The organism is Cohnella baijiui (assembly GCF_020731285.1).
GTDB lineage: Bacteria > Bacillota > Bacilli > Paenibacillales > Paenibacillaceae > Cohnella.
Genome location: NZ_JAJFOW010000242.1, coordinates 1 through 279, shown reverse-complemented (window position 1 = coordinate 279; position 279 = coordinate 1). Strand labels below are relative to the sequence as shown.

General features: G+C 41.6%; 1 pseudogene. It reads left to right on the top strand.

Annotated features, from left to right (window positions below):
* A pseudogene (locus LKX83_RS32480) lies at positions 1–279 on the top strand (flagellin); the annotation flags it as partial.

Below are 279 nucleotides of genomic sequence, written 5' to 3'. Positions count from 1 at the left end.
CTGACAACCGCTAATATCGGGGATGAAGTAACCTTTACACAAAGAAAAGCTGTAAATAAATTAGAAGATAAGTCTCTGACATACCAAATTGGTGCGAATTCTTCTCAAACTATGAGCGTTGACATCGGAAGCATGAGCTCTTCTGCTCTGAATGTATCAGGAATTAAAGTGACTTCTGCTCAAGCAGCAGAAGCTTCTATTTCAGGTATCAACCGTGCGATTGAGCAGGTTTCTGCTGAACGTTCAAAACTGGGTTCGTTCCAAAACCGTCTAGAACAC